This window comes from Sphaerisporangium krabiense, from assembly GCF_014200435.1.
GTDB classification, from domain to species: Bacteria; Actinomycetota; Actinomycetes; order Streptosporangiales; family Streptosporangiaceae; genus Sphaerisporangium; species Sphaerisporangium krabiense.
In genome coordinates, this window is sequence record NZ_JACHBR010000001.1 from 2,530,672 (window position 1) to 2,556,951 (window position 26,280).

At 72.2% G+C, this 26,280-nt stretch carries 23 protein-coding genes and 1 tRNA gene; 12 read left to right on the forward strand and 12 right to left on the reverse strand.

Annotation, left to right across the window (positions count from 1 at the left end):
- The first annotated feature begins 15 nt into the window (after positions 1–15).
- Positions 16–1,902 (forward strand): sensor histidine kinase, encoded by a 1,887-nt coding sequence (locus tag BJ981_RS11150; RefSeq protein ID WP_184610537.1) that lies wholly within the window; start codon positions 16–18, stop codon positions 1,900–1,902.
- A 152-nt stretch (positions 1,903–2,054) separates the two neighbouring features.
- Positions 2,055–2,489, forward strand: a complete 435-nt coding sequence (locus BJ981_RS11155) for an ATP-binding protein (RefSeq protein ID WP_307837833.1) — start codon at positions 2,055–2,057, stop codon at positions 2,487–2,489.
- On the opposite strand, the gene BJ981_RS11160 is transcribed toward BJ981_RS11155, so the two are convergent.
- The 4 genes from BJ981_RS11160 to BJ981_RS11175 all read right to left on the reverse strand — a co-directional run bounded on the left by BJ981_RS11160 (position 2,472) and on the right by BJ981_RS11175 (position 4,956).
- The gene (locus BJ981_RS11160) at positions 2,472–3,671 is read right to left on the reverse strand and encodes an arginine deiminase (protein WP_184610539.1); all 1,200 of its coding nucleotides are present in this window, start codon (positions 3,669–3,671) and stop codon (positions 2,472–2,474) included. The two genes, BJ981_RS11155 and BJ981_RS11160, sit on opposite strands and share 18 nt — an antisense overlap.
- 84 nt (positions 3,672–3,755) lie before the next feature.
- The gene (locus tag BJ981_RS11165) at positions 3,756–4,430 is read right to left on the reverse strand and encodes a YidC/Oxa1 family membrane protein insertase (protein WP_184610541.1); all 675 of its coding nucleotides are present in this window, start codon (positions 4,428–4,430) and stop codon (positions 3,756–3,758) included.
- A gap of 87 nt (positions 4,431–4,517) precedes the next feature.
- Positions 4,518–4,787 carry a DUF6412 domain-containing protein gene (locus BJ981_RS11170; RefSeq protein ID WP_184610543.1) on the reverse strand — a complete coding sequence of 90 codons (270 nt, stop codon included), beginning with the start codon at positions 4,785–4,787 and terminating at the stop codon, positions 4,518–4,520.
- Between the two features lies 1 nt (position 4,788).
- Positions 4,789–4,956 (reverse strand): hypothetical protein, encoded by a 168-nt coding sequence (locus tag BJ981_RS11175; protein ID WP_184610545.1) that lies wholly within the window; start codon positions 4,954–4,956, stop codon positions 4,789–4,791.
- A 275-nt stretch (positions 4,957–5,231) separates the two neighbouring features.
- Between BJ981_RS11175 and BJ981_RS11180 the strand changes: the two genes are divergently transcribed.
- The 5 genes from BJ981_RS11180 (at position 5,232) to mptB (ending at position 11,773) form a co-directional block, all read left to right on the forward strand.
- Entirely contained in the window at positions 5,232–5,939 is a 708-nt protein-coding gene (locus BJ981_RS11180) for a response regulator transcription factor (RefSeq protein WP_184610547.1), read from the forward strand.
- A complete protein-coding gene (locus tag BJ981_RS11185; protein ID WP_239139370.1) occupies positions 5,936–7,075 on the forward strand; it encodes a sensor histidine kinase in 1,140 nt (379 codons plus the stop codon). Before BJ981_RS11180 ends, BJ981_RS11185 begins: the two co-directional genes overlap by 4 nt.
- A gap of 659 nt (positions 7,076–7,734) precedes the next feature.
- Complete coding sequence (locus BJ981_RS11190) at positions 7,735–8,085, forward strand: STAS domain-containing protein (RefSeq protein ID WP_184610549.1); 351 nt, start codon at positions 7,735–7,737, stop codon at positions 8,083–8,085.
- Between the two features lie 41 nt (positions 8,086–8,126).
- On the forward strand, positions 8,127–9,080 hold the full coding sequence (locus tag BJ981_RS37940; protein ID WP_239139371.1) for a glycosyltransferase family 2 protein: 954 nt from the start codon (positions 8,127–8,129) through the stop codon (positions 9,078–9,080).
- A gap of 107 nt (positions 9,081–9,187) precedes the next feature.
- A complete protein-coding gene (gene mptB / locus BJ981_RS37945; RefSeq protein ID WP_239139372.1) occupies positions 9,188–11,773 on the forward strand; it encodes a polyprenol phosphomannose-dependent alpha 1,6 mannosyltransferase MptB in 2,586 nt (861 codons plus the stop codon).
- Here the strand turns inward: mptB and BJ981_RS11215 are convergent.
- Positions 11,759–14,155 (reverse strand): hypothetical protein, encoded by a 2,397-nt coding sequence (locus BJ981_RS11215; protein WP_184610551.1) that lies wholly within the window; start codon positions 14,153–14,155, stop codon positions 11,759–11,761. The genes mptB and BJ981_RS11215 overlap by 15 nt on opposite strands.
- 180 nt (positions 14,156–14,335) lie before the next feature.
- On the opposite strand from BJ981_RS11215, the gene BJ981_RS11220 reads away from it, so the two are divergent.
- Genes BJ981_RS11220 through serS form a run of 3 tightly spaced genes read left to right on the forward strand, consistent with a single transcriptional unit; the run spans position 14,336 to position 18,025 of the window.
- Entirely contained in the window at positions 14,336–15,778 is a 1,443-nt protein-coding gene (locus BJ981_RS11220) for a glycosyltransferase 87 family protein (RefSeq protein WP_239139373.1), read from the forward strand.
- A 9-nt stretch (positions 15,779–15,787) separates the two neighbouring features.
- A complete protein-coding gene (gene pheA / locus BJ981_RS11225) occupies positions 15,788–16,708 on the forward strand; it encodes a prephenate dehydratase (protein WP_184610553.1) in 921 nt (306 codons plus the stop codon).
- A gap of 54 nt (positions 16,709–16,762) precedes the next feature.
- On the forward strand, positions 16,763–18,025 hold the full coding sequence (gene serS / locus BJ981_RS11230; protein WP_184610555.1) for a serine--tRNA ligase: 1,263 nt from the start codon (positions 16,763–16,765) through the stop codon (positions 18,023–18,025).
- 145 nt (positions 18,026–18,170) lie between these two features.
- Here serS and BJ981_RS11235 read toward each other — a convergent pair whose 3' ends face one another.
- The gene (locus tag BJ981_RS11235) at positions 18,171–18,374 is read right to left on the reverse strand and encodes a cold-shock protein (RefSeq protein WP_184610557.1); all 204 of its coding nucleotides are present in this window, start codon (positions 18,372–18,374) and stop codon (positions 18,171–18,173) included.
- 235 nt (positions 18,375–18,609) lie between these two features.
- Here BJ981_RS11235 and BJ981_RS11240 point away from each other — a divergent pair, with 235 nt between their 5' ends.
- On the forward strand, positions 18,610–19,419 hold the full coding sequence (locus BJ981_RS11240; protein WP_184610559.1) for an HAD family hydrolase: 810 nt from the start codon (positions 18,610–18,612) through the stop codon (positions 19,417–19,419).
- 127 nt (positions 19,420–19,546) lie between these two features.
- Here the strand turns inward: BJ981_RS11240 and BJ981_RS11245 are convergent, their stop codons facing one another.
- Positions 19,547–20,059 (reverse strand): bacterial proteasome activator family protein, encoded by a 513-nt coding sequence (locus BJ981_RS11245; RefSeq protein WP_184610561.1) that lies wholly within the window; start codon positions 20,057–20,059, stop codon positions 19,547–19,549.
- 15 nt (positions 20,060–20,074) lie between these two features.
- Positions 20,075–21,031 (reverse strand): NAD(P)H-quinone oxidoreductase, encoded by a 957-nt coding sequence (locus BJ981_RS11250; RefSeq protein ID WP_184610563.1) that lies wholly within the window; start codon positions 21,029–21,031, stop codon positions 20,075–20,077.
- 114 nt (positions 21,032–21,145) lie between these two features.
- Between BJ981_RS11250 and BJ981_RS39095 the strand changes: the two genes are divergently transcribed.
- Positions 21,146–23,275, forward strand: coding sequence for a MinD/ParA family ATP-binding protein (locus BJ981_RS39095; protein WP_275422309.1), 2,130 nt, complete (start codon positions 21,146–21,148; stop codon positions 23,273–23,275).
- Positions 23,276–23,288: 13 nt separating this feature from the next.
- Here BJ981_RS39095 and BJ981_RS11260 read toward each other — a convergent pair.
- The 4 genes from BJ981_RS11260 to BJ981_RS11275 form a co-directional block, all read right to left on the reverse strand.
- Positions 23,289–23,378: transfer RNA gene (locus BJ981_RS11260), tRNA-Ser, on the reverse strand.
- A 102-nt stretch (positions 23,379–23,480) separates the two neighbouring features.
- The gene (locus BJ981_RS11265; RefSeq protein ID WP_239139381.1) at positions 23,481–24,188 is read right to left on the reverse strand and encodes a TIGR03943 family putative permease subunit; all 708 of its coding nucleotides are present in this window, start codon (positions 24,186–24,188) and stop codon (positions 23,481–23,483) included.
- Between the two features lie 5 nt (positions 24,189–24,193).
- Entirely contained in the window at positions 24,194–25,222 is a 1,029-nt protein-coding gene (locus BJ981_RS11270; RefSeq protein WP_184610566.1) for a permease, read from the reverse strand.
- Positions 25,223–25,309: 87 nt separating this feature from the next.
- Entirely contained in the window at positions 25,310–26,197 is an 888-nt protein-coding gene (locus tag BJ981_RS11275; protein ID WP_184610568.1) for an NUDIX hydrolase, read from the reverse strand.
- Between the last annotated feature and the right edge of the window lie 83 nt (positions 26,198–26,280).

Here is a 26,280-nt window from a genome sequence, read left to right on the forward strand (position 1 = left end):
GGCACGATGGGGGGCATGAGTGACGACAGGGTAGAGATCGCCGATGAAGGCTTTGCTCACGCTGTCCTCGCGAGCGCGGCGAACGCCGTCGTGGCCCTCGACCGTGATCTCAACGTCCTGATGTGGAACCCCGCCGCGGAGCGCCTGTTCGGCTTCGCCGCGGCCGACGTCACCGGGCGCAGGGTGCCGCTGGTGCCGGACGAGCTGACGGCCGAGCACCACGCCGTCCTGGAGCGCGTCCGCACCGGCGGCCCGGTGTCGCTGCGCACCAAGCGCCGCCACCGCGACGGCTCGCTGGTGGACGTCGGCGTCGACATGAGCGCGCTCCGCTCCGAGAGCGGCGCGCTGCTGGGATACGTCAGCGTCTACCACCTGATCGCCGACGACGCGGACGCGCGCGATCGGGGAGCGCGCCGGGCGCGGCTGGTCCGCAGGCTCACCGACGTCGTCGCCGACATCAACGCCGAGCTGGAGCTGCCGGCCGTCCTGGACCGCATCGCTGCGAGCCTCACCGAGCTCACCGGGGCGGACGCCGGCGGCTTCGTGCTGATCGAGGACGAGCGCCTGCGCCTGGTCAGCGCGCACGGGCTGCCGGGCAGGCTCAAGGGCGCCACCGCCGACCTGCGCAGCAGCCTGGTCGGCAAGCTGCTGCGCACGGGCAAGACCGTCCTGCTGGAGACCAACGACCGCACCGCCCTCGACGAGCTGATCTGGTCGGAGCTGCCCGGCCTGCACACCATCGCGCTCGGTGTCGCCGCCGTGGGCGGACGGCCGTACGGGGCGTTGTACGCGCTGTTCGCCGAGGGGACGGCCGGGCACATCGAGCTGGAACTGCTCGAACTGCTCGCCGGGCACGCCGGCATCGCCCTCGGCAACGCGATGGCCTACCAGGACGCCGTACGGCAGCGCGCCCACGAGCGCGCCGTCGTGGACGCGAGCGCCGACGGCATCGCGGTGCTCGACGACCTCGGCCTCGTCCGGCAGTGGAACCCGGCCGCCGAGGAGCTGACCGGCGTGCGCGCCCGCGACGTGATCGGCGGGCGCCCGCCGTTCCCGCTGCCCGCGCCGGGGCAGAAGCTGACCACCCAGCTCGCCACCGGACGCTGGCTGGACGTGGTCAGCGCGGAGATCGTCGAGACCGGCGAGATCGTCGTGGACTTCCGCGACGTCACCCGCGCCAAGGAGCTGGAGGAGGCCAAGGATCTCTTCCTGGCCACCACCAGCCACGAGCTGCGCACGCCGATCACCGTGGTGCAGGGGTTCGCCCACACCCTGGACGCCCGCTGGGACAAGTTGTCGGACGCCGAACGCCGCTCGGCCGTGCGGACGATCGCCGAACGGTCGCGGGCGCTCGGCCAGCTCATGGACCACCTGCTGCTCGGCGCCCGCGCCGGTGCCGAGGAGCTGAAGGTGCGTGTGGAGAGCTTCGACCTCGGCGAACGGGCGCGGGCGGCCACGCTGGGGCTGCCGGTGCTCTCCGACCGGCACCGCGTGGAGGTCGAGATCCCCGCCGACCTGCCGTGGGTGGACGGCGACGCGCTGGCCACCGACATCCTGCTCGGGCAGTTGCTGGAGAACGCGTTCAAGTACTCGCCGGACGGCGGGCTGATCCGGGTGGTCGCCTGGCGGGAGACCGACCTCGTCGTCCTGGTCGTGGACGACGAGGGGGTGGGCATCCCGCCGGACGACCGCGAGCGGGTGTTCGAGCGGTTCGTCCAGGCCGACAGCGGGGACCGGCGCCGGTTCGGCGGCGTCGGCCTCGGGCTCTACATCGCCAGGAGCCTGGCGCGGGCCCAGGGCGGCGAACTGACCGCGCATTCCCGCCTTGGTGGAGGGACCCGAATGAGATTCGTCCTACGTACCGCTCCCGCCTATATCGGATCCGACACACCGAACCGGTAACGGGCCGGTCACGGATGAACGTGTGTAATGCCGTTTCTGCACAAGCAATGATCGCCATGCGGTTTCCCCAAGCTTCGATCGGGGCATTTCGGTCGTACTGGGATGTGTTTTCCTCAGGGGGAAATGCAGGAGAACGGGGAAGTGAGGGCGTCGTGCTGTTGCCGTATGCGCCGACCAGCGTCGCCGTCGCACGCCAGTGTCTCAGCGCCGATCTCGAGGAGTGCGGGGTGTTCGCCACCGCCATAGAGGACGCCGTCCTCGTGGTGAGCGAACTGCTGAGCAATGCGCTCCGTCACGCCCATCCCCTCCCGTCCGGCCAGATCAAGGCCACATGGGACTGGGCGGACGACCACCTCGAGGTCACGGTGAGTGACGGAGGGGCGACCACGGAGCCGCGCGCGGCGCGGCCGGCGCTCTCCTCGCTCGGCGGGCGCGGGCTCGGCATCGTCGAGTTCCTCGCGGAGCGCTGGGGCGTGCGCCACGACGAAGAGATGACCACTGTTTGGGCGGTTCTCCACGCTCCAGTGGGAGTCCTTAATTCACAAGTGAGAACGCCCGAAATAGGGGCACTACACGAGTGCGGCTAGCCGTTCTCTGCTGATAGGGCAGGACATACAGCGCGGACCGCCCCGGCCGCTGCCGAGTTCGCTCCCGGCAATTCGGATCACTCGCACACCGGCGGCCTCAAGACGGGCGTTCGTCTCCACATTGCGCTCGTAGGCGACCGCCACGCGCGGCGCGAGGGCGAGCGTGTTGTTCCCGTCGTCCCACTGCTCCCGCTCCGCCGTCACCGGGTCCAGCCCGGTGTCGATCACCTTGACCCGCTCGACCCCCATCGCCTGCGCCGCCGCCTCCAGGAACGGGCGCGGCTCGAAGACCCGGAGCTCCCCGTCCCCCATCGACGTGATCGTGTACGCCTGCAGCGAGTACGCGACCGGCGGGTACATGACCACCGTGTCCACGTCCACCATCGTGCAGATCGTGTCGAGGTGCATCGTGGCCCGCTGCTGGGCGATCGGCACGGCCAGCACGGTGTGCGCGAGACCCGCCGCGAAGACCCTGCGGCACAGCCGCTCCACCCCGGCCGGCGTCGTGCGCTCCCCGGTGCCCACCGCGATCACGCCCGGCCCCATCAGCAGCACGTCGCCGCCCTCCACGTGTTCGAGCCACGGCTCGTACAGGTGCTCGGTGCCGGCGAAGCGCGGGTGGTGGGTGTAGATCAGGCGGGTGAGGTTGCTCTCACGCGCACGGGCGGGCATGGCGAGGCTGGTCACGGCCACCTTGTCGCCGATCCACACGCTGGAGTCGCGGGTGAACAGCAGGTTGGGCAGCGGGTCGATCACGAAGTCGTGCCGGTCGAGCAGGCCGTACACCAGGCCCCTGCCGGTCTTCAGCTCCTCGTGGGCGATGCCGGCGATCAGAGCGTGGGCGAGCCTCTCGGGGTCCAGGTCGGCGAGGTACTGCCGGGTCAGGGCGGCGAGGGTGTCCCCGAGCTGCCGCTCCTGGAGCACGGCGGGAATGATCTCCTCCCGCGCGGACTCGTACTCCAGGGTGTCCTGCAGCAGCTCGGCGACGTAGAGCACTTCGACGCCGTGCGTGCGCAGCGCCTCGGCGAACGCGTCGTGCTCCTCCTGGGCCCGGCCCACCCAGGGGATGGAGTCGAAGAGCAGCTTGTCGTTGTTGCGAGGGGTCAGCCGCTTGAGCTCGGCGCCGGGGCGGTGCAGGAGCACCGTCGCCAGGCGTCCGACCTCGCTGTCGGCACCGTTCATCGCCCTGCCCCCGTTCCTCGGCTCGCCGGAGCGCTCACGCCATCCAACCGTAACGGCGGACAAGACCGGCGAACGCGCGGGGCGTCAGGCCGGTTTCGGGTACAGGATCGCGCGCTCCGCCGCGGTCCACGCCGTGCTCACCACCAGGTACAGACCCGCCGCCAAGGGCAGGAAGGCGGCGAACAGCACGGTGCCGAACGGCATGAACCGCAGGGCCCGCGGCCGTACGTCGCCCATGCGCCGCGACGTCACGTAGGCGAGCACCGTGAGCAGGGCGAACAGCCCCAGGAAGACCAGCGCGGGCGGGCCGAAGAGGCCGCCGCCCGCGACCGCCGCGGCGAAGTGGTCGCCCAGCGGCACGCCGAGGGCGCTCTGGGCGAGCAGCAGGTTCGGGTGCCCGGCGATCGTGGCGGACACGAACACGCGGTAGATCACCATGACGAACGGGGTCTGCGCCAGCGCCGGGCCGATTCCCGCGAACATGGACGTGCCCTCGGCCGCGTACAGCTTCCTGGTCTCAAGGATCATGCGCTCGGGGTCGCGCGCGTACCGCTGCCGCAGCGCCTCGACCTTCGGCGCCACCCGCAGGCGGGCCTTGTGCGCCTTCGCCTGCCGGATGCTCAGCGGCAGCAGGAGCAGGCGGACGGCGAGGGTGACCAGGATGATCGCGAACGCCGCTCCGGTGAGGGAGCCGAGGGCGTCGATGAGGCGGTAGGCGGCGTCGAGGACGGCATCGAAAAGTGTGGATATACCGGACATGAGGTGGCGAAGCCCTTCGTCTGTGTGGTCATGAAGACGACGAAAGCGCACGTCGTCGCCCCGTACGGCGTGAGGCGTACGGGGAGATCAGACGAGCGCGGGACCTGCCGATGGTGCTCTGGGCCTCGGACGGCCGGGAGCGGCCGGATGGCGCAGCCGGACGAACACGGCGTGCGCGGCGCGGGGGCGGCCACGGCCGCCGATCGTGACGGCCGGGACGTGGGCCGGCCGCCCGAGGGCCCAGGCGAGGACGAGAAGCGTGACTCCCACGAGACCGACGGCCGTGAGCGCCGCCGGGCCTGTCTGCCCGGCGAGAAGCTGCGCGACCAGCGCGACGGTGGTGTGGAAGGCGCTCATGTCACCTGGAGAGCTTGCTCACCAGAGTGATGACCACGAAGACCGCGACGCCGATGAGGCCGACGACCAGAAGGATCTTGAAAATCCCGAAGATGGTCGGGATGAGGAGCCCGAACACTACGTAGAGTGCGAGCAGGACTCCGAGAATGGTAAGCACGATGCGGGCCATATCCAGAAGGTACGTCCCACGGGGCGCGGCTGCGAGCGAATACCCGATCATTGCCGGAAGTCGTGACCTTTCCCCCTGATCTCCCCCGGCGTCCCCTCCGCGACGCCGCGAGTCCTGGTGGAGGCGACCTTACGAAGTGGTGACGCCTCGCGTGGACGGAGCCGGTCCGGCCCTACCGTGGGAGCCGGGCCGCCGCGGCCGACCGGTCGCCGTAAACCCCGATAAAGGCGATAAGTTCTGACAAATCGGGTGGCAGGGAGAAGGGAACGAGGCGCATGGCACACCGTTCCCGCATCCTCGTGGTCGACGACGACCCGACCGTCGCCGAGGTCGTCGTCAAGTACCTCGAACGCGACGGCCACGCCGTCGAGAGCGTCGGCGACGGCGCCGAGGCGCTGCGCAGGGCCCTGGCCAACCCGCCCGACCTGCTGGTCCTCGACCTGATGCTCCCCGGCATGGACGGCCTGCAGGTCTGCAAGAAGCTCAGGGAACGCTGGCCGGTCCCGGTGATCATGCTCACCGCGCTCGGCGAGGAGATCGACCGCGTCGTCGGCCTGGAGACCGGGGCCGACGACTACGTCACCAAGCCCTTCAGCCCGCGCGAGCTGGCGCTGCGCGTCCAGTCCGTCCTGCGCCGCGCCCGCGGCACCCTGGTCGCCGGCGGCACCGGCGTCCTGCGCGACCTCGACCTGACCGTGGACGTGGGCGCCCACGAGGTGCGGCTGCGCGGCGAGGAGATCACGCTCACCGCCCGCGAGTTCGACCTGCTCGCCCACCTCATGCGCAACCCCCGGCAGGCGTTCAGCCGGGCCGCCCTGCTCGACCAGGTGTGGGGATGGTCCTTCGGCGACACCTCCACCGTCACCGTCCACGTCCGCCGGCTCCGCGAGAAGATCGAGGCCGACCCGACCACGCCACGCAGGATCGTCACGGTCTGGGGGGTCGGATACCGCTACGAGCCCCTCGACGGCACACCCCGGTGATCCTCCAGATCGTCGCCGTCACCGGCGGCCTCGGGCTGGTCATCGCCGCGCTCGGCCTGGCGCTGCTGTGGGTCCTGCGCGGGCGCTCCATCGGCATCACCCTCGCCGTCGTCGCGGTCGTGACCGTCGCCGCCACGCTCGCCGGGGTCGTCGCCATCACCATCGAGATGGTCATCGACGGCCACCCCAAGGACGTCGTCCTCACCGTCGTCGCCATCGCCGGGCTCGTCGGGCTCGGCGTCGCGCTGGTCGTGGCCCGGCGGCTGGTCGCCGTCAGCCGCGGGCTCGTCGCCGCCGTGGAGGCCGTCTCCCCGTCCCGGGACTTCGTCCCGCCCCCCGGCAGGCTCCCCGCGGAGCTCCAGACCATCTCCGAGGCCCTGGACCAGGCCTACCGGCGCCTGCGCGAGGGCCGTGAGCGGGAAAGGGCCCTGGAGGGCGCACGGCGCGAGCTCGTCGCCTGGGTCAGCCACGACCTGCGCACCCCGCTCGCCGGCATGCGCGCCATGGTCGAGGCCCTGGAGGACGGCGTCGTGCGCGACCCGCGCACCGTCAGCCGCTACCACGAGCAGATCCGGCTGGAGGTCGACCGCCTGTCCCACATGGTGGACGATCTGTTCGAGCTCTCCCGCATCCACGCCGGCGCCCTGCGGCTCGCCCCGCGGCGCGTCGGCCTCGGCGACCTCGTGGCCGACGTGCTCGCCGGCGTGGAGGCCCTGGCCGGCGCCAGGAAGGTGCGCCTGGCCGCGGAGGCGGGCCCGGCGCTCCCGATCCGCGCCGACGCCGAGGAACTCGGCCGCGCGCTGCGCAACCTGGTCGTCAACGCGATCCGGCACACCCCCGAGGACGGCACCGTGGTCGTCCGTGCCGTGGCCGACGACGAGGTGGTACGCCTGTCGGTCGCCGACTGCTGCGGCGGGATCCCCGAGGCCGACCTACCACGCGTCTTCGACGTGGCCTTCCGAGGGGAGACCGCGAGGTCCCCTGGCCGCGATCGGGGTGCGGGGCTCGGCCTGGCCATCGCGCGCGGCATCGTCGAGGCGCACGAAGGCGCCATCGCGGTCGTCAACGAGGGGCCGGGATGCCGCTTCGAGATCAGCCTGCCCCTCTCCGGCGGCCCGCTCGCCGGGCCCGTCTGACGGCGGCGCGGGGCACGCCCGCTCCCGGGCCGTCCCGCCGGAGGGCTCGTGCGCGGGAAGCGCCGCCAGGGCCTCCGACATCGCGCGGAACGTCGGGCAGGGCCAGCGCCACATGCAACTCCTGCACCGCAGGATCGGATGGGCGGCGTCGCTGGTGATGCCGCCCGCGTCGCGCGGCTGGTGCAGGTCGAGCAGCCGCAGGCCGAGCTCGGAGAAGCACAGCAACTCGGTGCGCGCCTCGGTGAGCATGTCCAGGTCGTGGACGGAGAGGCGTGTCTTGATGGGGACGTAGCCGTCCTTGTTGACCAGCGGCCGGAGCGGCAGCGCCGCGTCCCCCCAGGCCCGTGCCCGCTCGGTGCGGGAGAGGATGCCTTCCAGGCGTACGCGCATGCTCTGGCGTTGCGGATCCTCGGAGATCTCACTGTTCATTGGCGATGTCGGGCCCGTCGAACTCTCCGCCCGCCCCTCCTCCGTGACGTGACGACCGGACGCGGAGGTTCCGGGCCTCCCCCTCTTCCGGCCGAGCCGGTGTCGCATAGCGTCAAGCTTTGCGTACTCAGCGTTTCCGTGCGGCGGAAACGGGGAACAAAGGGCGGACGACTCTTCGGGTATGGCGGTAGAACGTGACCCGGAGCCGATGCGGCGCTAGTGTGCCCGCTGTGGAGCTCAAGGTCTCGACTCGATCACATGCCGGACACGCCATCCTGACGGTTGTCGGCGAAATCGACCTATATACGGCGCCGCGCCTGCAGGCGGAGTTCACCCGCCTGCTGGAGACCGGCCCCGATCTGGTCGTCATAGACATGTCCGGCGTGGAGTTCTGCGACTCGACGGGCATGAACGTCCTGCTGTCCGCGCTCAAGCGCATGCGCGAGCGCGGCGGCGCCCTGGAGGTCGCCTCGCCGCGCCCCGCGGTCCGGAAGATCCTCCAGGTCACGGGGCTCGACTCGGTGTTCACCGTGCACGACACGATTCCCGCCGAGTTGCTGCCCGCCGAGCATCCCGGCTAGCGTCGTCCGGTCGCCACAGGCAGCGAACCGGACGAGGAACGATGAGCGACCCATCCGTACGGCCCGACACCGCGGTCATCATCCCCGCCAAGGATGAGGCCGACCGCATCGCCGCGACGGTCACCGCCGCGCTCGCCATACCCGGGGTCGATCTCGTCGTGGTCGTGGACGACGGCTCGTTCGACGCCACCGGCAGGGTCGCCAAGGCCGCCGGCGCCCGCGTCGTGCGCCACAGCCGCAACCGCGGCAAGGCCGCCGCCATGGAAACCGGCGCCGAGGCCGTCCGTCTCCTGGACAACGACCCTCCCCGCCCCGCCCGGAGAGCCGCCTCCGGCGAGAGCGACCAGTCGGGTCCCGCCCCGGAGTCCGTCCTCCGCGGCGGCGACCAGACCACCCCTGGCTCAGGGGCCGTACCCGGTGAGGCCGTCGTCGCGGGCGGCGAGCCGGACGCCGTCGTGGGGTCTGCCTCCGGCGAGGCCGCCACCTCCTCGGACGCTCGGAAGGCCGCGGGACGACCGCCCCGGCACCTGCTCTTCCTCGACGCCGATCTCGGTGACACGGCCCGTGCCGCGGCCCCGCTGATCGAACCCGTCCGTGCCGGCGTCGCGGACATGACCATCGCCACGTTCGTCACCCGCGTCAAGCTCGGCGGCCACGGCATGGTCGTCCGCCTCGCCCGCGAGGGGATCCGGCGCGCCTGCGGCTGGGAGGCCACCCAGCCGCTCAACGGCCAGCGCTGCCTCACCAGGGCCGCCTTCGAGGCCGCGCGCCCGCTGGCGTACGGCTTCGGCGTCGAGACCGGGCTCACCATCGACCTCATCCGCAAGGGTTTCCGCGTCCAGGAGGTCGGGGTCGACATGGCCCACCGCGCCACCGGCACCGACTGGCGCGCCCAGTTCCACCGAGCCCGCCAACTCCGCGACGTGGCCCTGGCCCTGACGACCCGCGACCCCCTCATAACCCCCCTGAAACCCCCACGCCGTCACGCCGGCTGATCTCACCTTGTCGCTGCGGCCGTGACCCGGGGGTTCGCGCTGCCTCATGTCCCTTCCGGTGTGTGGGGGTGGCGTGGGTGGGGGTCGGGGTGTGCTGGAATCGAGCCGTGAACGGGGACGTGAGGCGGGGGGGCGGCCGGTGGCCGTGGGCCGCCGTCGGGGGCATCGCGCTGAGCGTCGTCGCCACCATGGTGATCGGCCTGCTCGGGCCGTCCGTTGTGGTGCCGCCGCTGCCGGGACCCGCGTGGCAGCCGCCGTATTCGCTGGACGCGCATCCCAGCGGCCATTTCGTCGTCGCTCTCGAAGCGGTGGCCGTCGTCCTCGGGGCCCTCGGCCTGACGGCCGGGCTGATCGCCCTCCGGCGCGGCTGGCGGCCCGATCCGCGGATCCTGCTCCTCGCCGGGTGCGCCGCCGCTGTCGTCCTCGCCTTCCTGCCTCCCTCGGGTTCGGCCGACCACCTCAACTACGCCGCGTACGGCCGCATGGTGACGCTGGGCCACGATCCCTACGCCACGGGCGCCGTGGCACTGCCGGGTGATCCGATCGCGGACTCGGTGGAGATCCCCTGGCGCGAGGAGCCGAGCGTCTACGGACCGGTCGCGACCGCGTCGCAGGCGCTGGCGAGCCTGGTCGGCGGCGAGTCGGTACGGCTGACGGTCTTCGTGCTGGCCGTACTCAACGCGATCGCGTTCGCCGTGACCGGGCTGCTGCTCCACCGCTTCACTCGCAAGGACCCCGCGTGGCAGGCGCGCGCGGCCCTGCTGTGGACGGCGAACCCCTTGGTGATCTACCAGCTGCTCGCCGGCCTGCATGTCGACACGCTGGCCGTCGTCTTCGTGGTCGGAGCCTTGGCCGCCGGTGCCCGTACGAGCAGGAACGCTCTGGCGGCCCTGACCCGCAGAAGGACGGACACGCCGGCAACCGAGCCCCCTACGGGAACGGACACCTCGGCGGCCGAGCCTCCCACGGGAACAACCGGCACGGCGGCCGGCGGTCGCGGGGACACGGACGGCACGGCGGTCGGTGGTCGTGCGGAAACGGTCGGCCCGGCGGTCGGCGGTCGGACGGAAACGGCTGACACAGTGGTTGGTGGTCGTGCGGAAACGGATGGCACGGCGGTCGGCGGTCGGACGGATATGGACGGCGGGGTGGCCGGGTCTCCTACGGGAACGGATGGCACGGCGGCCGGCGGTCGGACGGATACGGATGGCGGGGTGGCCGGGTCTCCTACGGGAACGGATGGCACGGCGGTCGGCGGTCGGACGGGGGCGGGCGGCTTGATGGGCCGGGGCCGTGTGGGATGGGTCTCCGGGGTGCTGCTGGGGCTCGGCATCGCGGTCAAGGTCAACGCCGGGCTCGTGTCCCTCGGGCCCGCCTGGGCTCTGCGGCGGTCGCCGAAGAAGCTCGCCGTGGTGGCGGGCACGGCCACGGTCACCGTGCTGGTGGCCTACTTCCTCGCGGGGCCGCACGCCCTCGACCAGGTGCTGAACGCCAGCAAGTCGCTCTCGTTGGCCACCCCCTGGCGGCTGGTACAGCACGGCCTCCAGGGCCTCGTCGGCGAGGGATCCGCCTACCGGGGATGGATCCAGGCCGGGTCCCTCCTGGTGCTGCTCCTCCTCGCCCTGGCCTTCACCCGCGCCCTGTCGTCCCTCTCGCTGCGCCCCCGCAGACTCCCGCACAGGCGTCGCTCCCACAGAGCCCAGACCCCGGACGCCCTCGACACCCCCACGGCACCGGAAACCCCCTCGTCTGCCCCCACGGCCGATTCCTTCAACCCTCCGTGGAAAACGCCCCCCGCCGAAGACCTCGCCGCCCCCGCAGGCGAACCCGCCCTGGAGCACACCGCCCTTCCGTCCGGCGAACCCGCCCCCGAGCGCACCGCTGTTCCTCCTGGCAGATCGCTCTCCAAGCAGATCCTCCCTCCCTCTGACGAGACCCGTCCTGAGCACACCGGCCCCCTCTCCAGCGACCGCCTGAGTGGCCACGTCACCCTTCCTCTCGGCGAGCCGGTCGCCGGGCAGACCGGATCTCCCGGTGAAGCCGGTCCGAGGGATCACGATGCGTCGTTCGCCGAGGAGGTTCTACGCAGGAATGCCGCTCTTCCTTCCGGTGAGTCGCTCTTCGGGCGAGTTGGGGCTCCCACTGGGGAGGTCCGGGTTCGGGAGTCTGCGGCGCCTTCCGGTGAGAGCCTTCCCACGGAGTCCGTGGCTCCCTCCAGGGAGACCTCGCCCGGGCACACCACGGGGTCCTCTGGTGACGGCCTTCCCGGGCGCGCGGCTACCCCGGTCCGTGAGACCCGCACTGGGCGCGCCACGGTCTCGGCTCGCGTCGCCACGTCCGGAGCGGATGGGGTGCTCGAAGGTCGGGATGAGGCGGCGCGGGTCGCGGTGGCGGTGGTGGTGGCGTGGCTGTTCGCCACCCCGTACGCGCTGCCCTGGTACGACGGGCTCGGATTCGCCCTGCTCGCGATGGTCATGGCCACCCCGCTGGACGGTTTCATGACCGCTCGCCTCGCCATCCTCTCCCTGGCCTACGTCCCCGCGCGCCAGAAGGAGATGCCCGACGACCTCCAGTGGCTGGTCACCACCTGGCGCGGCCAGATCGTTCCCTGGCTCCTGCTGGCCCTGACGATCACGGTCGGCTGGTGGGCGCTTCGCGCGGGCCGGCGCAGGGCCGGGTCACGCCGAAGGTGAGGGCTTCGGGCCGTCCGGCGCGGGGCGGGACTCCAGGTGGGCCGCGGCGCTCGCGGGTGTCGAGGGCTGTGGCGCGGGAGTGGCGGTGGAGAGCAGGACCGCGCGCATCGCGGCGGCCAGGGTCAGCGGGACCGCGACGGTGAGGGCCATGGCCGGGATGGCGATGCCGGAGTCGTTGAGCAGGAACCCGGCCAACGCGGTGGTGAGCGAGCCGAACAGCCCCGCGCGCAGCGTGAAGGCCCGCTCGTAGGCCAGGCTCAGCGCGGAGGCGCCCCACCGGGACGGACGCGCGAGGACGAAGTACAGGAACGCCAGCGCCACCAGCGACAGCAGGCTGAGCTGCCAGTTCCCGATCGTGATCCCGAGCATCGCGCCGAGCTTCCGCCCGACCACGGGCAGCGCCTCGCCGTCGATCACCTGCTGGGCGAACGCGCCGAGATGAGTGCGCTGCTCGGCCGGTCGCATACGGTCGGCGAACGCGATCGCCCCGATCAGGAGCAGCCCGGCGCCGCCGACCACCGCCAGCCTGCCGACGGTGATCCTTCGGCCGGCGAGCAGCATCATGAAGACCGCGAAGCCGAGGACGAACCCGGGCACGCCGCCGAAGTCGGCGCCCCAGCCCGGCCACCCGTCCGCGAAGATCGCCAGCAGCCCGTACGCCAGGCAGACGACGAGCGCGAGCCCGCGCCGCCCTCGGGCGATCAGCGCCTGCGCCACCCCTGCCAGCGCGAGGATCGTGCCCGTCGCGTACACGGCGAACGCGATGTTGCTGAAGCCGTAGAACCGGCCACCGGTCACCGGCTCGTACCCGGTGACGGCGTTGACCTGGAGGCGTGAACCGGTCATCACGTCGGCCAGCAGGGCGAGCGAGGTGACGCCCGCGACGACGGTGAGGGGGCCGAGGACGTGCCCACGCCACGGCCCGGCGAACGCCAGGGCCGTGAGCAGCGCGGCGACGCACATGATCGTGCCGATGAGCGCCGCCATCGGGTGGGAGAAGCTCCACCAGGGGACGAGCTGGGCCAGGAACGTCGACACGGCGACGGCGCCGCCGGCCACGCCCATGACCTGGGTGGCCACGAGCACGCGCGGCCCGCCCTTGCGTCGGCGGACCGCGAAGGCGGCCACACCGTAGAAGAGCACCTGGACGGCGACGAACACGGCGAAGAACGGCCCGCGCACCTCGACCAGCACGCGGCTGGCCAGGTCGGCGTCGGCGAGATCGCGCACGGTGTCGGAGACGGTGTCCGGGGCGTCGCCGCCGGGCCGCCAGGGACGCCCCACGGTGCCGGGGGGCGCGCTCACCTTCAGGGTGTCCAGGACGGTCGTGGTCACGTCGGTGACGGTGACCAAGGCGTCCTGGCGGGTCGAGTTCGCGGTGAGGTGCCCTTTCCCGTACGGGCGCTCACCGGGAGAGGGCCCGGCCGCGACGGCGACGTGCAGATGCGCGGAGGACGAGGCGTCGGACAGCCCCGCCACCAGCACCGTCGCCCCGGACGGGACCTTACCGAGGACCTCTCCGACCCGCCGGTCGGCCTCTTCGACGCCCGCCCGCCACGCTTCATCGCCGGGAGCGCCCGGCGTCGCCGCGGGCTGCGGGTGAGGGGTCGAGCTGGGCGGTGCCGCTGTGGTGGAGCCGGTGGCGGTGTCCGTGATCGACGCCCGGGCGAGGGAGTCGATGTCGGCGATGACGAGGGTGTACGGCGTGAGGTCGCCGAGGGCGGTGATGCTGTCCGCGTATCGGTCGACTTTTCCTGACTTGTCGGCGGCGGCGAGGGCGGCGCCGGGACCGGCCGCCGCGACCGTGCCTCCGGCGTCGCGCACGGCCTGCCCGAGCGTGCCGATCGCGGCGCCGTAGGACGTGGCGGTGTTGAAGGACGCCAGCTCGGCCCACCCGGGCACGGTGGCCGTCCGGCCGTCACCCCCCGCGACCGGAGCGGGCGGAAGCACGCATTCGGCCTCGGCCGAACCGGCCCGCTGCCCCGCGGAGACCGTCAGCCAGCCCGCGACAGGGCAGGTGCTGGCATGGTCCGGCCGGGGATAGGCCCGGGTCGACATGGACGCCGACGAGCCCTTGCCGACCAGCGCCCACAGATTGGGAGTGCCACTCGCACTGAGATCGGCCCACCGCAGCCCCGGCACACCGATGAGAACGACCTGCCCCGACGGACCGGACGACATCATCGGGCCGCCGGGCGCCACTTGGCCGGACGAGAGCATGGGCCCGGAGGAGATGGAGGGCACCACGGGCCCGGACGCGCCGAGCGCCTGCGCGTGGGCCGGCGCGGGTCCGAGCATGGCGGTTCCGAGGACGTACCCCAGCGCGCCGATCACTCCCAGCACGAGGGCCAGGACACCCCGCGCGACGCCTCGCAGCCCCACCGGAACCCCCCTTCCAGCTCTGACGCTTCGCTCCTGGCAACCCTAGCCACACCCCGGAGAGCCCGATCCATCTCGCGACGCTTCTGTGGACGACCGCCGGCCGTCCACCCGTGGTCCTGATGGGCACAAGCCGGTCGGAGGGAAGCCGGTGGCACGGGGCAGGCGGTAGCCTGCCAGGTCGTGAGCACTGGTGAGATGCCCGAGGACGGCGTGCCCCGCCGTGCCCGCCCTGCCGCCGGACGCGGCTCCGCGCCCGCCGCCGGATCCGAGGGTGTCGCCGGCGCGGACCGTGAGGCGTCCGGCGCGCGCCGGCCGTGGTGGGCCTGGGTGGTGGCGGCGGTGGTCGTCGGGGTGGCGGCCGTGCCGTTGGTGCGTTATTGGATGACGAATCCGGCGGATCAGCGGCTGGTGGATCTGGACGTCTACCGCAGCGGGGGCGAGAGCGTCCTGCGTGGGCTTCCCGTCTACGACATGATCACCCCGGCGCCGCAGTTGCTGCCGTTCACCTACCCGCCGATCGCCGCGCTCCTGGCGGCGCCGCTGGCCGCGATGTCCTGGCCGGTGGCGCAGTGGGTGTGGACGGCGGGCGTGCTCGTGTGCCTGGCCGTGACGGTCTGGTTCTGCTTCCGCGAGCCGCTCGCGCGGGCGGCGCGGCCGGCCTGGGCGTCGCCGCTGCTGTTCGGCCTGGTGACGGTGGCCTGCCTGTACATGATGCCGATCAGGGACCAGTTCCGGTTCGGCCAGGTGGACGTCCTGCTGGTGATGCTGTGCGCCGTCGACTGCCTGGCCCGCAGGCCCTGGTGGCCGCGCGGCATGCTGATCGGCCTGGCCACGGCGGTCAAGCTCACCCCCGGCGTCTTCCTCATCTACCTGCTGATCACCGGCTTCGGCAAGGACGCCGCCCCCGAGCAGCGGCGCGCGTTCTTCATGGCCGCCTTCACCGCGGCGATGCTCACGTTGGTCCCCTTCCTGGTGATTCCGCAGGACGCCGCGAGCTTCTGGTTCTCCGCCCTGCTCGACTCCGAGCGGCTCGGCGCCAACGCGGCCACCACCAACCAGTCGATCCGCGGCATGCTTCTGCGCCTCTACCTGCCGGGGTGGCTGACCGCGCTGCTGTGGCTGGCCGCCGCCGGTCTGGTCGCCTGGTACGGCTTCCGTCACGCCCGCGGGGCGCTCCTGCGCGGGGACCGGATGACCGCGGTGGCGCTGACCGGCCTGATGGCCGTCCTGATCTCCCCGGTCGCCTGGATCCACCACCTCGCCTGGCTGGTCATCACGCTGGCGGCCCTCGCCCTGAGGTACGAGACGGGACGTCCGAAACCCGGCCGGGCGCGGTGGGCGCCGTTGGCCGTCGCGGTGGCCGTCTGGCTCTACTACGTGGTGCCCATCCCGTGGTGGGGGGTCTCGCTGCGGGCGGCGGAGATCCCTGTCCTCAGCCCCGTGGTCGGCCGGATCGTCCAGGACGCCTTCGGGCTGGGGGCGATCGCGCTGGTGTGGCTTCTGACCCGGCGTCCGGCTCGGGGCGACGCCGGACGTCTCGCCGCGCCCGTGCCGGTGACGCCGGAGACACGGCACGGGGCGAACCGCATATATGAAGGGCGGCAGGTCGCGGAGGGCCGGTAGCCTTTTGGTATGCCGAAACTCGCCTACCTGGGGCCGGAGGGCACCTTCTGCGAGGCCGCCCTGCGTATTCTCGCGCCCGACGCCGAGCGCCTGCCCTGCGCCAGCGTGACGGCCGCGCTCGACGCCGCGCGGTCCGGTGAGGCCGACGGGGCGGTCGTCCCGCTGGAGAACTCCGTCGAGGGCGCGATCACCGTCACGCTGGACGAGCTGGCCTGGGGCCGGCCGTTGCTGATCAGCGCCGAGCTCCTGCTGCCCGTCGAGTTCTCCCTGCTCGTACGGCCCGGCACCGAGATCCCGCACATCAAGCGCGTCTACACCCACCCGGCGGCGATCACCCAGTGCCGCAACTATCTGGCGCGCGAGCTGCCCGACGCCGTGGTCGTCGCCGCGCCGTCCACGGCCGCCGCCGCCCAGGAGGTCTCCACGCCGGGCTCGCCGTACGACGCGGCGATCGCCCCGGCCATCGCGGGCGAGCACTACAACCTGACCGAGCTGGCCTCCGGCATCGGCGACCGGGACGACACGGTGACGCGCTTCATCCGCGTCTCGCCCCCCGGCCCGCTGCCCGAGCCCACCGGCGCCGACCGCACCTCGCTGGTGGCCTTCCTCCGGGACGATCACCCGGGTGCGCTCCTGGAGATGCTGAACGAGTTCGCCGTCCGCGGGGTCAACCTGACCCGCATCGAGTCGCGCCCCACGGGCGACGGCATCGGGCGCTATTTCTTCCACTTCGACGCCGAGGGTCACGTGGCCGAGGCCCGGGTGGGGGACGCCCTTTCCGGCCTGCACCGCCTCTCGGACGAGGTGCGTTTCCTGGGCAGCTACCCGCGCGCCGACCGGGTCTCGCCCGAGCTCAAGCGGGGCACCACCGGCGCCGACTTCGCCGAGGCCGCCGAATGGCTCGCCCGCGTCCGCGCCGGTCGCGCCTGATCGGTACCGGATTGGACGCGCGAGCCGCGGCCGGACATCGGTAGCCTTTGTTACGTGATTGACCTGCGTACCCTTCGTGAGGACCCCGACCGGCTACGGGCGTCGCAGCGTGCCCGCGGTGAGGACGACTCTGTCGTCGACACGCTGCTCGACCTGGACGAGCGCCGCCGCAGTGCGCTGAGCGGCTTCGAGGCGCTGCGCGCCGAGCAGAAGAGCGTCGGCAAGTCGGTCTCCGTGTCCTCCGGCGACGAGCGCGCGGCGCTCCTCGCGCGGGCCAAAGAGCTGGCCGCGGAGGTCAAGGGCGCCGAGGCCGAGGCGGAGAAGCTCGCCAAGCGGCTGGACGAGCTGATGATGTCGGTGCCCAACTTCGTCGAGGAGGGCGCCCCGATCGGCGGCGAGGACGATTACGTCGTCCTCGAAGAGGTCGGCGAGAAGCCCGCCTTCGACTTCACCCCGCGCGACCACCTGGAGCTCGGCGAGATGCTCGGGGCGATCGACACCGAGCGGGGCGCCAAGGTGTCCGGCGCGCGGTTCTACTTCCTGAAGGGCGTCGGCGCCCGGCTGCAGCTCGGCCTGCTGAACATGGCGATGCAGCACGCGATCGAGGCCGGGTTCACGCCCATGATCACGCCGGTGCTGCTCAAGCCGGAGGCCATGGCGGGCACGGGCTTCCTCGGCTCGCACGCCTCGGAGGTGTACCGGCTGGAGGCCGACGATCTCTACCTGGTGGGCACCTCGGAGGCCCCCATGGCGGCCTACCACTGGGACGAGATCCTGGACGGCAGGTCGCTCCCGCTGCGGTACGCGGGGTGGTCGTCCTGCTTCCGGCGGGAGGCCGGCTCGTACGGCAAGGACACCCGGGGCATCATCCGGGTCCACCAGTTCGACAAGGTGGAGATGTTCTCCTACTGCCGCCCCGAGGACTCCCGCGAGGAGCACGCGCGGCTGCTGGCCTGGGAGAAGGAGATGCTGGGCAAGGCCGAGCTGCCGTACCGCGTCATCGACACGGCGGCGGGCGACCTCGGCAGCAGCGCGGCCAGGAAGTTCGACTGCGAGGCGTGGCTGCCGACGCAGAACCGCTATCTGGAGCTGACCTCGACCTCGAACTGCACCGAGTTCCAGGCCCGGCGGCTGGCCGTGCGGTACAGGGACACCGACGAGAAGCCCCGGCACGTCGCCACCCTCAACGGCACCCTGGCGACCACACGATGGATCGTGGCGATCCTGGAGAACCACCAGCAGGCGGACGGTTCGGTCGTGGTGCCGAAGGCTCTGCGGCCGTTTGTGGGCCTCGACGTGCTCGAACCCGTGAAGTAAAGCTGCACAAAGTAAGCCCCTTATCACCATGCGGAGTAAGGGGCTTACTTATGCGCTATCTGTCACCTATGTCCGCTTTGTCAGGACCCCTATATGACACGAAGGCGGGATTCCCCTGGGAATCCCGCCTTCTGTGTGTCAGTGGTCAGAGAGCGCGGACCTGCGACGCCTGCGGGCCCTTCTGGCCCTGCGTCACCTCGAACTCGACCCGCTGTCCGTCCTCAAGGCTGCGGTAGCCGCTGCCGACGATCTCGGAGAAGTGCACGAAGACATCCGGCGCCTCGCCGTCCGGGGCGATGAAACCGTACCCCTTCTCCGCGTTGAACCACTTGACCGTTCCCTGAGCCATTAAAGCTCTCCCTGCAATTGATCTTGGGGTTCACACCGCGCGAACCCCGGGTTGTGTCGCACAGCTTCCCGGGGCCGCTCAGACAGTCAAGCTGGTTCTGCACATCGGGTTCAGCTAATACAACGCCACCACATCTAACACCATCGGAGCGCCTTTGTTCCCACTCACGGCCAGATTCTTTTACTCCCAGGGCTGACGGCGGCGCACCCCGGCACAGGGCAAACTAGAGCTTGTTATGGTCAGCCCCCGACTCGTCGCCACCGACCTGGACGGCACCGCCCTCCGGTCGGACGGCACCGTCTCCCCACGCACGGCCGCCGCGTTCGCCCGCGTCGAGCAGGCCGGCGCGATCCTCGTGTTCGTCACCGGCAGGCCCCCGAGGTGGATCGGCGAGGTGGCGGAGGCCGTCCGGTACCAGGGGCTCGCCATCTGCGCCAACGGCGCGCTCGTCTACGACCTGCACACCGAGCGCGTCGTCGAGTCCCACCTCATCGGCCCGGAGGTCCTCTCCGAGACGGTGACCCGCCTGCGCCGCCGCCTCCCCGACCTGACCTTCTCGGTGGAGTACGAGCGCGGCTTCGCCCACGAGGCCGGGTTCGGCCTGCGCCGGTGGGACGCGCCCGAGGGGGCGGCGCCGCGCGTGGGCCCCTCCACGCTGATCTCGGAACCCTGCGCCAAGCTGCTGGCCTTCCACCAGAGCATGGACCCCGACGCCCTGCATGTGCTCGTCAACGACCTCGTCGGCGATCTCGTGACGGCCACCCGCTCCAGCGGCAGGGCGTTGATCGAGATGAGCGCGCGGGGGGTGACCAAGGCGTCGGCGCTGGCCGCGCTCGCCCGGCACCATCTGCTCGGGCCCCGCGAGGTCGTGGCGTTCGGGGACATGCCCAACGACCTGCCCATGCTCGCCTGGGCCGGCACCTCGTACGCGGTGGCCAACGCCCACCCGGACGTCCTCGCCGCCGTCACCCACGTGACGGCGGCCAACGACGAGGACGGGGTGGCCGTGGTCCTGGAGGAGCTGTTCGACCGGCGGCCGGCCTGATCCGGGCGGGCGTGACCGGGGACGGCTCACGGGGCCGCTGAGATCGTCCACGACGGCCTCACGGGCCCAGGGTGAACACGTAAGCCCCGCGAATATCTTCACGCGCCCCTGGGGCGCGCAGAGACGCCTACAGGTAAGGCCCGGGGGCGCGATGGACCTGATCTTCCTTGGTGCCGCCGGGGAGGGCGCGCCGCATCTGCTCGAGCTGGGCCCTGGCGGCCATCTGCTGGGCGAACAGCGTGGTCTGGATGCCATGGAACAGGCCCTCCAGCCAGCCGACGAGCTGGGCGTGGGCCACCCTCAGCTCCGCCTCGCTGGGCGTGTGGCCGTCGTCGCCGTCGGTGAACGGCAAGGACAGGCGTTCGAGCTCGTCGACCAGCTCCGGCGCCAGGCCGTCCTCCAGCTCCTTGATGGAACTCTGGTGGATCTCCTTGAGGCGCTTGCGGCTGGCCTCGTCCAGGGGAGCCGCGCGGACCTCCTCCAGGAGCTGGCGGATCATGCTCCCGATGCGCATGACCTTCGCCGGCTGCTCCACCAACTCGGCGACCGAGCGTTCCTCCGGCTTCCCGTCGTCCCCCTCGACCGTGAGGCCGTTCGGCCCCACCACGACGATCTGCGGGGTGCTCTCCTCAGCATTCATGACATTCAACCTAGCTCACCTGGTCAACAGGACTTTCCCGATGTGCTCCCCGGATTCGAGCATCCGATGGGCTTCCCCCGCCTGCGCCATGGGAACCGTGGCGTGGATCACAGGGCGGATCGCGCCGGCCGCGACGAGCGGCCACACGTTCTGCTCCACCCCGCGGACGATCGCGCCCTTCTCCGGAACGGGACGGCTGCGCAGCGCCGCCGCGTGGATCGCCGCCCGCTTGGCCAGCAGCGCGCCGAGATCGAGCTCGCCCTTGGCGCCGCCCTGGAGGCCGATCACCACCAGCCGCCCTCCGGTGTTCAGCACCGAGACGTTCTTACGGAGATACTTCGCCCCGATGATGTCGAGGACGACGTCGGCGCGCGCCTTTTCGGCGAAGTCCTCCTCGCGGTAGTTGATCGCCTCGTCTGCGCCGAGCTCGCGGCAGCGCGCGACCTTCGCGGCCGTGCCGGCGGTCGCGATCACATGGGCGCCGAACGCCTTGGCCAGCTGAATGGCGAACGTGCCGATCCCGCTGGCGCCGCCGTGCACGAGAAGCGTCTCGCCGCGCCGCAGACGCGCCGTCATGAAGACGTTCGACCACACCGTGCACGCCACCTCGGGCAGCGAGGCGGCCTCGACGGTGGTGACGCCCTCGGGAACGCGCGTGACCTGCTCCCACGGCACCGCGACCTTCTCCGCGTACCCTCCCCCGGCCAGCAGGGCGCACACCTCGTCCCCCGGGGAGAACCCCTCGACGTCCGCCCCGACCTCGGAGACCACGCCGGAGCACTCCATGCCGGGGATCTCGGACGCCCCGCGGGGAGGCGCGTAGTTCCCCTGGCGCTGCAGCAGGTCGGCGCGGTTGACGCCCGCGGCGGTCACGTCGATGACCACCTCGCCCGGCTCGGGACGGGGATCGGGCACCTCACGCCACTCCAGCACCTCGGGGCCGCCGGGCTCGGAAATAAGGATCGCGTGCATGCGACCAAACTATCCGGGTAGCCAACTCGGCGGTTGACCGCGTTCGGCGCGATGGCCAGCGGTAATCTTCAATCAATTTGCTGCCCCTTTAGTCCAGTCCCGAGGGGGAACACGGTGGCAAGACACGATCGTGAGGATCCTCATTCCCTTGAGGAGCAACTCGCCTGGCTGGACGCCATCAAGGAGAACGAGGAGGCGGCCCCCGCCCCGGTGACGGTCACCGTGGAGGAGTCCGTCGCGTCGTCGCCGTACCCCAAGGACCCGTGGTCACACGTTCCCGCGGAGGTCGCGCCCGCGTCCTCTCCGTTGTTCCGCGCCGCCGGGGACCCCGCGCACGGCGCGGCGCGGCCCGAGGAGCCGGCGGAGCGGAGTCAGGCGGACACGACCGAGATCCGCCCGTCCGTCCTGAACGCGCTCGACCGCTGGGCTCCGGCCACCTCCCCGGGGCCCGCGCCCGCCGCGTCCGGGCACGTTGCCGTCTCGCCCCCCTCGCCCCCCTCGCCGCCCCCACCGGCCTCTTCGGCTCCGCCGGCCGCGTCCGCCGCGCCCGCCGAGACGTCCACGGGTGACGACACCGACCACTTCTCGTTCGGCTCCCTCGCCGATCCGCCCAAGACGGGCGCCTCGGGGTGGCTCTCCCTGCCGCCGGTCACGGGCGGCGACAAGACGGTCCCGCAGCCGGAACCGGAGCCCGATCCCGAGCCCGTACGCGGCTGGCTGGAAGCCGCGCTGCCCGCCACGGAGCCCGGCGAGCCCGACCCCGAGCAGGAGCGCTTCAACGCGTTCGCCGCGGGCACGGGCGTGGCCGGAGGCGGCGCCGACACCGAGGACATCGTGGTCTCCCGCGTGGAGCACCCGCTGTACGAGCGGGCGGCGGAGCCGGTGACCGGGCCGGTGAGCGGGCCGGTGACGGGGCCGCAACAGCCGCCCCAAGCCGCGCCGACGCCCCGCCCCGAGCCCGTCCAGGCCCGTACGTCGCCCCCCGCCGAGACCGCCCCTCCGCGCATCACGCCCCCGGCGGAGACCAATCCGCCTCACATCTCCCCTCCCGCGGAGACCGCCCCGCCTCGTGCGGCGCCGGTGACCGAGGCTCCCCAGCCGGCCGCCGAGCCCGCCCCGGCCCGTACGGCGGCGGCCTCGTCCCCCGCCGCCGAGCCCGCGGCCGAGGAGAAGCCGGCCGAGGAGCGCGAGCCCTACCGGCCGCGCCGCCGCCAGACGCAGAACCCCGACGAGTTCAAGCCCGCCTTCGCCGCCCCCGCGCGCCAGCCCCGGGGCGCGAAGGGCGCGGCGGCCGCGGCGACGGGCGCCCGGCCGACCGCCGACAGCCTGGACCCGGTGTCCCTGCTGCGCGGCCGCAGGAACTCGCCGGCCAGCGGCTGGCGCAAGGTCGTCTACAAGGCGTCCGCCGGCCTGATCAAGCCGGGGGAGTCCCCGGAGGTGCGGCGGCGGCGCGAGCTGGTCACGCGGGCCCGCACGCCCGTCGTCACCGGGCACCACCGGGTCGCCGTCCTCAGCCTGAAGGGCGGCGTGGGCAAGACCACGACGACCGTGGGGCTCGGCGCCACGCTCGCCTCGATACGGGGCGACCGGGTGATCGCCGTCGACGCCAACCCCGACCGGGGCACGCTGTCGGACAAGGTCGAGCTGGAGACGTCCGCCACCGTGCGCGACCTGCTCAACGAGCGTCAGCAGATCAAGAGGTACGTGGACATCCGCGCCTTCACCTCGCAGGCGCCCTCGCGTCTGGAGATCCTGGCCTCCGACCGCGACCCGTCGGTGTCGGAGGCGTTCAGCTCCGGCGACTACCAGGCCGTCGCGCAGGTGCTGGAGAACTTCTACTCGATCTGCATCACCGACTGCGGCACCGGCCTGCTCCACTCGGCGATGTCGGGGGTGCTGGGCCTGGCCGACCAGCTCGTGCTGGTCAGCTCGCCGTCGGTGGACGGCGCGAGGGCGGCGTCGGCGACGCTCGACTGGCTGGAGGCCCACCACTACGCCGGCCTGGTGAAGGCCGCGACCGTCGTGCTCTGCAGCGTGCGGCCGCGTTCGAAGTCGACGGTGGACCTGGACAAGCTGGAGTCGCACTTCGCGGCCCGGTGCCGCGCGGTGGTCCGCGTGCCCTACGATCCCCACCTGGAGGAGGGCGCGGAGATCGACCTCGACCGCCTGCAGCCGGCCACGCGTCAGGCGTACCTGTCGCTGGCGGCGTCCGTGGGCGACGGGTTCGGCGGCGCGCACGGGTGACGCCGCCGTGAGGTGGCGGAGGGTGTGGGATTCGAACCCACGAGGCCGTCGCCGACCTGGCCGCTTTCAAGGCGGCTGCACTCGTCCACTATGCGAACCCTCCCGGTGCGACATCAACCATAGCGGTGCCGGATGGACGATCGCGCGCGACCACCGGACCATAAGATCGAAAAGACCCCTGCGTCCGGGCGCGGCGTTCCGCCGATCACTCGTACGGCTCGCCGGGCTGGCTCACCTTGGCGACGCGGGTGGCCTTCATCTCGGGGGCGACGGTGCCCTTGGGAAGCCGGTCGTACGGGGTGGGCACCCACGTTCCCGTCACCTCGACCCAGGTGTCCGCGCGCGGCGCCGCCGCGCCGAGGACGGCGACCTTCAACGGGAAGGCGTCGGCCGCGCAGCACCGTAGCTGCATGCGCGTGAGGTACCACTGGCCCTTCTTCTTGGACGGCACCACGAAGCCGACCAGCTTCACCGGCCGGTCTCTGAGCGACTGACGCGGGTCGCCCCACGCCCGGCCGATGAACTCCCCGAGCGGCATCGCGGTCGCCGTGCCCGGCGTGAGCGCGGCGTACTCACCGGCGGGCGTGGGGCGCGGCGGGGGAGTCTGCTCGCGCTCGGCGGCGTAGGAGCCGAGCGGGGGCGGCGATATCAGGAAGATCGCGATGACCGGCAGACACAGCAGCCATGCCACCCACGGGCCGTGACCGTGGCCGTCCTGGCCGGCGTCCTTGGCGGGGTACGGCCTGCGCCACTCCTTGGCGACGCCGAGCACGCCGAGCAGCAGGATCACCAGACCGGCGGCCACGAGGAGCGGCCGGAAGCCCGGCTTGACGTAGTTCACGTAGATGTCCGAGAGGGCGGACACGCGCAGGACCGCCCCGCCGAGCAGCGTCAGGACCAGGCCCTGGGCCATGCGGTTCACAGCAGCACCCATCCCACGAGCAGGCTCACCCCGATGGCCAGGACGAAGGTCAGCGGCACGAACCGCGCGGCGAACGCACGCCCGAACGTGCCCGCCTGGAGCGCGATCAGCTTCAGGTCCACCATAGGGCCGACGACCAGGAACGCCAGCTTGGCCGTGGGGGAGAACGTCGACAGGGACGCCGCCACGAACGCGTCCGCCTCCGAGCAGATCGACAGGAGCACCGCCAGCGACGCGAGCACGAGGACCGACAGCACCGGGACGTCGCCCACCGCGGCGAGCCACGAGCGGGGGACCACCACGTTCAGCGTGGCCGCGGTCAGCGCCCCGACGACCAGGAAGCCCCCGGCGTGCAGGATGTCGTGCCGCATCGCCGACAGGAAGGCCGACGCCCGCGACTCTCCGGGCACGGGCGCGCGGTCCGGGATCCGCAGCCAGCCGGGACGGCCGAGCCACTGCCACGCCCATCCGGCGAGGACCGCGACGGCGAGGGAGGCGGCGAACCTGGCCAGGACCATGACCGGCTGTCCCGGGAAGGCCACGGCCGTGGCGACCAGCACGACGGGGTTGATGGCGGGGGACGCCAGCAGGAAGGCGAGGGCGGCGGACGGGGTGACCCCGCGGGCCATCAGGCCGGAGGCCACCGGCACCGAGGCGCACTCGCATCCGGGCAGCACGAGACCCGCCGCGCCCGCCACGGGGACCGCGGCGTACGGGCGCCGCGGCAGCGCGCGGGTCCAGAAGGACGGCGGCACGAACACCGTGATCGCCGCGGACAGCGCGACGCCGAGGACCAGGAACGGGACGGCCTGCACGCAGATGGCCACGAAGATCGTGGACCAGGTGCGCAGGGCGGGCGCGGTGAGGTGCGGGGCGAGGATCAGGTTGCCGATCAACAGGAACCCCACCAGGGCCGCGAACACCCAAGGGATGACCTGTGCCTCGGGGGCTCGCCGTCCCCATGACGGCGGGGGAACCGGACTGTCGGGATCGGCGGTCCAGTCAAGTGTGGTTCGGTCGCTCATATAGGTTTCGGGAGCTATTTCCTGATATTTGAGGTTACGAGGCCGAGAGATCCACCGTGGGGTTCGACTTTCTGAACGCTACACCCGTCACCTTGGTCGCACTTGCCCAAGTAGCCAACGGGGACCCGTGACCTCCGCGCCCAGGTCCGTGACCCGGCGGCGTAGCTCACGGTCGGCGGTGACCACCAGCACCCGCTCCCACGGCCGCGAGCCGCGTATCTCACGCACCGTGTCCACGATCGTGTCGTCGCCGCTGCCCGGGGCGGAGACGGTCGTCACCGGCCCGTCGGAGCGGACGTCCCTTGCCTGCCCCTCGACCACCATGATCATCCGGGGGTGCCAGCGCGCCGGCGCGGGGAAGCCGTCCGGAGGGCTCAGGCCCCGCCTCGCCAGCTCCTCGATCCGCAGGAGCAGCCGCCGCGTCGCCCCGGCCCTGTCACGCCACCACCCGTGCTCGCCCCCGGCGCCCAGGATGTTCGCGGCGTCCAGGACCACCGTGGACGGCGGCAGCGTGCGCCTGATCACCGGCCACGTCTCGGCGAACCCCGGATGCAGCGTCCCGCCCTCGTCGCCCCCGACCTCGTCGGCGGGCAGCCACCGCAGGTCGGTGCTCTCGTCGTTGGCCGGAGAGGCCGGGAACAGCGCGTCCGCCTCCGCGATCACGGTCTGGAACGCCCAGCCGCCGTGGTCGTCGGTGTGGACGCCGAGGACGCGCAGGACGTCCGCCTGGAGCGCCGCCTCCTCAAGAGCCTCGCGCATCGCGCCCGTGACGGCGTCCTCGTGGCTGTCGAGCGCGCCGCCGGGCAGCCCCCACGTGCCGCCGTGGTGGCTCCAGAGCGCGCGCTTCTGCATGAGGACGTGCGGGATGCCGACCGCGTCGAAATGAACCGCCAGCAGGCCCGAGGCCCCGTGCACGCCCCAGTGCCGGTGCCCGCGCCGGCACAGCGCCCAGCCGTCCCCGTCCTTCGCCGCCATCCCTCCATCCTGCCTCAACGGCCCGGACAGGCCCTCCCTGCCTTCCCCGCGGTCACGGTGACCTCAAGAGGCCATTCACTCTC

Bases quoted from the DNA above. Each gene is read 5' to 3' on its own strand.
- BJ981_RS11275 (WP_184610568.1), bottom strand. From the start codon at position 26,197: ATGGCGGCGAAGGACGGGGACGGCTGGGCGCTGTGCCGGCGCGGGCAC.
- BJ981_RS11180 (WP_184610547.1), top strand. From the start codon at position 5,232: ATGGCACACCGTTCCCGCATCCTCGTGGTCGACGACGACCCGACCGTC.
- BJ981_RS11150 (WP_184610537.1), top strand. From the start codon at position 16: ATGAGTGACGACAGGGTAGAGATCGCCGATGAAGGCTTTGCTCACGCT.
- BJ981_RS11265 (WP_239139381.1), bottom strand. From the start codon at position 24,188: ATGGCCCAGGGCCTGGTCCTGACGCTGCTCGGCGGGGCGGTCCTGCGC.
- BJ981_RS37940 (WP_239139371.1), top strand. From the start codon at position 8,127: ATGAGCGACCCATCCGTACGGCCCGACACCGCGGTCATCATCCCCGCC.
- BJ981_RS11245 (WP_184610561.1), bottom strand. From the start codon at position 20,059: ATGAATGCTGAGGAGAGCACCCCGCAGATCGTCGTGGTGGGGCCGAAC.
- BJ981_RS11160 (WP_184610539.1), bottom strand. From the start codon at position 3,671: ATGAACGGTGCCGACAGCGAGGTCGGACGCCTGGCGACGGTGCTCCTG.
- BJ981_RS11165 (WP_184610541.1), bottom strand. From the start codon at position 4,430: ATGTCCGGTATATCCACACTTTTCGATGCCGTCCTCGACGCCGCCTAC.
- BJ981_RS11235 (WP_184610557.1), bottom strand. From the start codon at position 18,374: ATGGCTCAGGGAACGGTCAAGTGGTTCAACGCGGAGAAGGGGTACGGT.
- BJ981_RS11250 (WP_184610563.1), bottom strand. From the start codon at position 21,031: ATGCACGCGATCCTTATTTCCGAGCCCGGCGGCCCCGAGGTGCTGGAG.
- BJ981_RS11175 (WP_184610545.1), bottom strand. From the start codon at position 4,956: ATGGCCCGCATCGTGCTTACCATTCTCGGAGTCCTGCTCGCACTCTAC.
- BJ981_RS11270 (WP_184610566.1), bottom strand. From the start codon at position 25,222: ATGAGCGACCGAACCACACTTGACTGGACCGCCGATCCCGACAGTCCG.
- BJ981_RS11170 (WP_184610543.1), bottom strand. From the start codon at position 4,787: ATGAGCGCCTTCCACACCACCGTCGCGCTGGTCGCGCAGCTTCTCGCC.
- pheA (WP_184610553.1), top strand. From the start codon at position 15,788: ATGCCGAAACTCGCCTACCTGGGGCCGGAGGGCACCTTCTGCGAGGCC.
- BJ981_RS11240 (WP_184610559.1), top strand. From the start codon at position 18,610: ATGGTCAGCCCCCGACTCGTCGCCACCGACCTGGACGGCACCGCCCTC.